Source organism: Planktotalea sp. (assembly GCF_049680325.1).
Classification (GTDB): Bacteria; Pseudomonadota; Alphaproteobacteria; order Rhodobacterales; family Rhodobacteraceae; genus Planktotalea.
Map to the genome: position 1 here is coordinate 1 of NZ_JBAUHO010000392.1, position 4,656 is coordinate 4,656.

General features: G+C 53.0%; 4 protein-coding genes. 1 reads left to right on the forward strand and 3 read right to left on the reverse strand.

Translation table 11 applies throughout. From position 1 onward, the window contains the following. Window positions 1–270 (forward strand): hypothetical protein (locus WBC85_RS17355; RefSeq protein ID WP_424440341.1); only part of this gene is annotated, 270 nt, incomplete at its 5' end. Between the two features lie 89 nt (window positions 271–359). On the opposite strand, the gene WBC85_RS17360 is transcribed toward WBC85_RS17355, so the two are convergent. From WBC85_RS17360 to WBC85_RS17370, 3 genes are all read right to left on the reverse strand, one after another. After that, window positions 360–2,087, reverse strand: a complete 1,728-nt coding sequence (locus WBC85_RS17360; RefSeq protein ID WP_424440344.1) for a sulfotransferase — start codon at window positions 2,085–2,087, stop codon at window positions 360–362. Window positions 2,088–2,224: 137 nt separating this feature from the next. Further along, window positions 2,225–2,401 (reverse strand): hypothetical protein, encoded by a 177-nt coding sequence (locus WBC85_RS17365; RefSeq protein ID WP_424440347.1) that lies wholly within the window; start codon window positions 2,399–2,401, stop codon window positions 2,225–2,227. 12 nt (window positions 2,402–2,413) lie between these two features. After that, window positions 2,414–4,656: DNA gyrase subunit A (locus WBC85_RS17370; protein ID WP_424440350.1), on the reverse strand; the 2,243-nt coding region annotated here is incomplete at its 5' end.

Here is a 4,656-nt window from a genome sequence, read left to right on the forward strand (position 1 = left end):
CTCTTTCATTTGGGCGATCAATTTTCTGCTGTAGTTGAGGAACGAAGTTCTATCGTTTTGGAGCATTTACACGAGAAAACAGAAGCCTCGAGAGATTTTGCTCTTTCGGATTTTGCCCTTTTCTCGAAGCCCGACAGTACATCAAGGATTGCTACCTTTTTCTTTAAAAAGCCGTCGAATATATCCGATGAACGCCGTATAAGTCAGTCAGTTGTTAATGATTGGATACTTGAAAAAGTTTTACTGTATAAGTCTTTGGTTTGCCCCTAAGTTTGTACATCATTGCGACTGGTTCTTTGCCGATAATGCCTGTTATGTGCCAAAGCCATTAGCGCACGAATGGTTCCGCCCATAAGGCGCTATCTCGCAAAAATCCGAGGCAACAGGTTTGGTGTTTTCTTCCAACGTGCAACACTGGATTGCGAAATGCCGTGTCGTGCTTGGACGCTGCTAGCAGTTCTGATCGAGCCGGAATTGGTTTCTGGAGACAGCATTGCAGCATCATAGGGAAGCCCGCAATACGCTGAAACCTGCGAGAGCGTTTCTTGAGGGTCTGACACAAGGTCTTCGTAGTTGATTGTCAAGAAATCCAAACCAAGGTCTTTCCAATCCATAAGCGTTTTTTCAAACAACGCGAACCGCGCTTGAATTCGCGTTTCTTCAAAGGAGAAGTTCTGACCTGGGTCATCAAAATAGTTCTCGAAAATCGAAAGCGCCAAATCCTTAGGGTCACGGCGTAATACAATCTGTTTGGCTTCTGGAAATGCTCTCTTTATCCAACCAATATTCATGTAGTTGGAAGGCATTTTATCAACGGTCCAAGTTGCTGCCCCGATGCAATTTTGGAATCGCGCATACTCTTTGCGCAATTTGTAGAGTTCACCGTTGAGAGTATTCGAGGCGCACAGGCCCTGCGCAATCCAGCGGTTTATCAGGGCGACCTCGCCGAGTCCCGAAACCTCTGGCGCCATAGTGAGCATGCGCTCTAGAAGTGTTGTTCCCGAACGTGGTAAGCCCATGATAAAAATCGGTTTTGCGGGCAACGAGTGATCTATTTCTATCGCCGATGTATCTGTGCGAAACTGCTCAAGAACACGGGTGTGACGTTCTTCGTCCTGCGCAGCATCGTAGGGGCGCACCTTAGCCATTACGCGGTTTGCCCGGGTGATAGAGGCCTCATAGGCCTCGTAGTGCTCTAAACGTTTGGCAACACCAGCGCGGGCGAAATCGAGCTGCGCGCGATCTTCTGGCGCACGTACTTTACAGGCTTCTATCGCCTGTTTGAGCGGAGTTAGCTCCGACAGTCCTACAATATCGGCAAGCTGTGAATAGGCTTCTGGGGCAAAGGCGGGCGTTGACTTTGCGAGTTGCCAAAAGAGCTTTGAGGACCCTTCGAAGTCGCCGCTTTCGCGTTTGCGCGCCGCGAGGTTTTCGATCGCTTCATCTCGTGAAGGGTCTAATTCATACGCCCGCTTTGAGATCGCGAGCGCGTTATCTGTCTGGTTGGAAAAGGCATAAAAATGGCCAAGCTTCAGCAACCCATCTACATGGTTTGGATGCGTAGTCGTCAATATTTCTAACGCGTCGATTGCATCAAGCAAAAGTCCATTTTCCGCAAGAACGAGCCCATGCACGAAACATACGTCAGGTGATTCCGGGTAGGTGCTTATGGCTTTGTTACTTGCCTCCAAGGCATGCGCGGGATCGCCCGACAGACGGAAAACAGTAGTGCGTGTCAACAAAAGCTGCAACGTATCGCCAAACTTTGCATCTGCGCGATCTAGCGTATCGATTGCATAGGTCAGTTTTCCGGTTTCGGCCGAAAGCTGGGCGAGATTGATATAGGCCTCAGGCGTTGCAGTACCTAGCTTGATTGCTTTGGCGAAGTGCATGCGGGCTTCGTTTTTCTTACCACGCGCGATTTGAACCAGCCCAGCAACGAACTGAACTCGCTCGCTTTGAGGAAAGTTCTTTAAAGCAAGGCGTGTTTCTTTCCAAGCGCTGGACGGGCTTGACATAAGCGTCTGATAGATCGCTACAGCATGCGCTTCGTCGGGGGTGCGGGGACGAGAAGAAAGATTGGACATGAGTCTAACTACCGTTGGAGTTTTGAGCGATGCAAGTGTGAGCGAAAACTCCGATAACCACTGTTAAGTGCCAAAGCCATTAGCCCACGAATGGTTCCGCCCATTTCGCAAATTCCAGATAAATCTTGGCGGTGGCCTTACTTCTTATCCCGCGCGTCTTTCTCGTCTTTGGTCAGCGTTTGACCCCACACATTCTTGGAAATACCAAGCTCGGGCTTCATCGGTTTGGTTTTACCCTTTTTGACTTCGCCGCCCTTGTTCAGAAATTCCTGAATAAGCGCATCGTCGGTCGTGGATTTGGGGACCTGTTTCATCTGCTTCTTTCCTTATTCGTCGGCTGTGCTGTCATCCGCGATGATCTCTGCATCTTCGATGTCATCATCGCCCTGATCGGCGATGCGCGCAACGGACACGACGCTTTCGTTCTTGCCAGTATTGAACACCTTCACGCCGCCAGCCGAACGCGAGCGGAAGGAAATCCCCTCCACGGGCACGCGGATCGATTGGCCCTTGGAGGTGGCGAGCATGATCTGATCGTCAAGTTCCACGGGGAAGGAGGCCACAACCTCGCCGCCGCGCATCGCCTTGTCCATCGCCGTGACGCCCATACCGCCGCGACCCCGTAGCGGGTAGTCGTGCGAGGAGGACAGTTTGCCCGCGCCGCCAGAGGTGATCGTCAGGATAAGGTTCTCGATCGCGGACATCTCTGCATAGCGTTCTTGCGCCAGCTGCGTATTTGCATCGCCTTCTTCTTCATCAGGCAGCTCAGCATCATCCGCAAGCCCCGCCATCGCGCGGCGCATCTTGAGGTAGGCGGCACGTTCGTCCGAAGTCGCCTCGAAGTGGTGGATCACGGACATAGACACAACCTTATCATTGCCCTGCAATTTGATCCCGCGCACACCGACAGAGGCGCGCGAGTTGAAGACACGCACGTCTGTCGCGCGGAAGCGGATTGCGCGGCCGGAGTTTGTCACCAGCATCACATCATCATCGTGCGACGCAATGCGCGCATCAATCAATGTGGTGCCTTCGTGTTCGCCCTCGAACTTCATTGCGATCTTGCCGTTGCGCATGACGTTGGTGAAATCGGACAGCTTGTTGCGGCGCACAGTGCCTGCAGAGGTCGCAAAGACCACCTGAAGATCGTCCCAGTCTTTTTCGTCGCGGTCCACGGGCATGATCGCGGCAATGGAAACGCCGGTCGGGATCGGCAGGATATTGACGATTGCTTTGCCCTTGGCGGTGCGCCCGCCCAGCGGAAGACGCCATGTCTTAAGCTTGTAGCTCATCCCGTCCGTGGTGAAGAACAGCAGCTGCGTATGCGTGTTAGCCACGAAGAGCGTCGTGATAACGTCCTCGTCTTTGGTCTGCATACCGGCGACACCTTTACCGCCACGGCGCTGCGCGCGGAAATCGGCAAGGGGGGTCCGTTTGATATATCCGCCCGAGGTGATGGTCACGACCATATCCTCGCGCTCGATCAGATCCTCGTCTTCCATATCGCCAGACCAGTCAACGATCTCGGTACGGCGATCTACTGCGAATTTCTCGCGAACTTCTTTCAGCTCGTCTGAAATGATACCCATGATACGCTCTCGCGAACCCAGAATTTCCAAGTATTCTCTGATCTTTGCAGCAAGTTCTTTAAGTTCGTCGGTGACTTCCTTTACGCCGATCTGTGTCAGGCGTTGCAAGCGCAATTCAAGGATAGCGCGGGCCTGGGTTTCAGACAGGTTATAGGTGCCGTCATCGTTCATCTTATGGGTCGGATCATCAATCAGGTTGATGTATTCGGCAATCGCCATCGCAGGCCAACGGCGCGTCATCAACTTCTCTCGCGCTTCCGCGGCGTCGGCAGAAGAGCGGATCGTCGCGACGATCTCGTCGACATTGGTAACAGCCACAGCCAAACCACACAGAATGTGGCTGCGTTCGCGTGCTTTACGCAGCTCGAACGCCGTGCGGCGCGCAACAACATCCTCGCGGAAGTCTATGAAACTGGTAAGAAATTTGCGAAGCGTCAGTGTTTCGGGGCGTCCACCATTCAAGGCCAGCATGTTGCAGCCGAAATAGGTCTGCATCGGCGTGAAGCGGAACAACTGGTTCAATACGACTTCGGCTGTTGCATCGCGCTTCAGCTCGACAACAACGCGCACACCATTGCGGTCGCTTTCATCCTGAACGTGGGCCACGCCTTCGATCTTTTTGTCACGGACCTGTTCGGCGATCTTTTCGATCATCGAGGATTTGTTCACCTGATAGGGGATCTCGTCGACAACGATGGCATAACGATCTTTGCGAATTTCTTCGACCCGCGTCTTAGCGCGGATCACGACAGAGCCGCGTCCCTCAAGATAGGCTTTGCGCGCGCCAGAACGGCCCAACATGATGCCACCTGTCGGAAAGTCAGGTCCCGGGATAAACTCGATCAACTCTTCGGTTGTCAGGTCGGGATTGTCGATCAAAGCAAGGGTCGCAGTGACCACTTCACCAAGGTTGTGGGGCGGGATATTGGTTGCCATGCCTACGGCGATACCACCAGCGCCATTGACCAGCATGTTCGGAT

Coding starts and splice junctions, on each gene's coding strand:
- WBC85_RS17360 (WP_424440344.1), bottom strand. CDS start 2,087: ATGTCCAATCTTTCTTCTCGTCCCCGCACCCCCGACGAAGCGCATGCT.
- WBC85_RS17365 (WP_424440347.1), bottom strand. CDS start 2,401: ATGAAACAGGTCCCCAAATCCACGACCGACGATGCGCTTATTCAGGAA.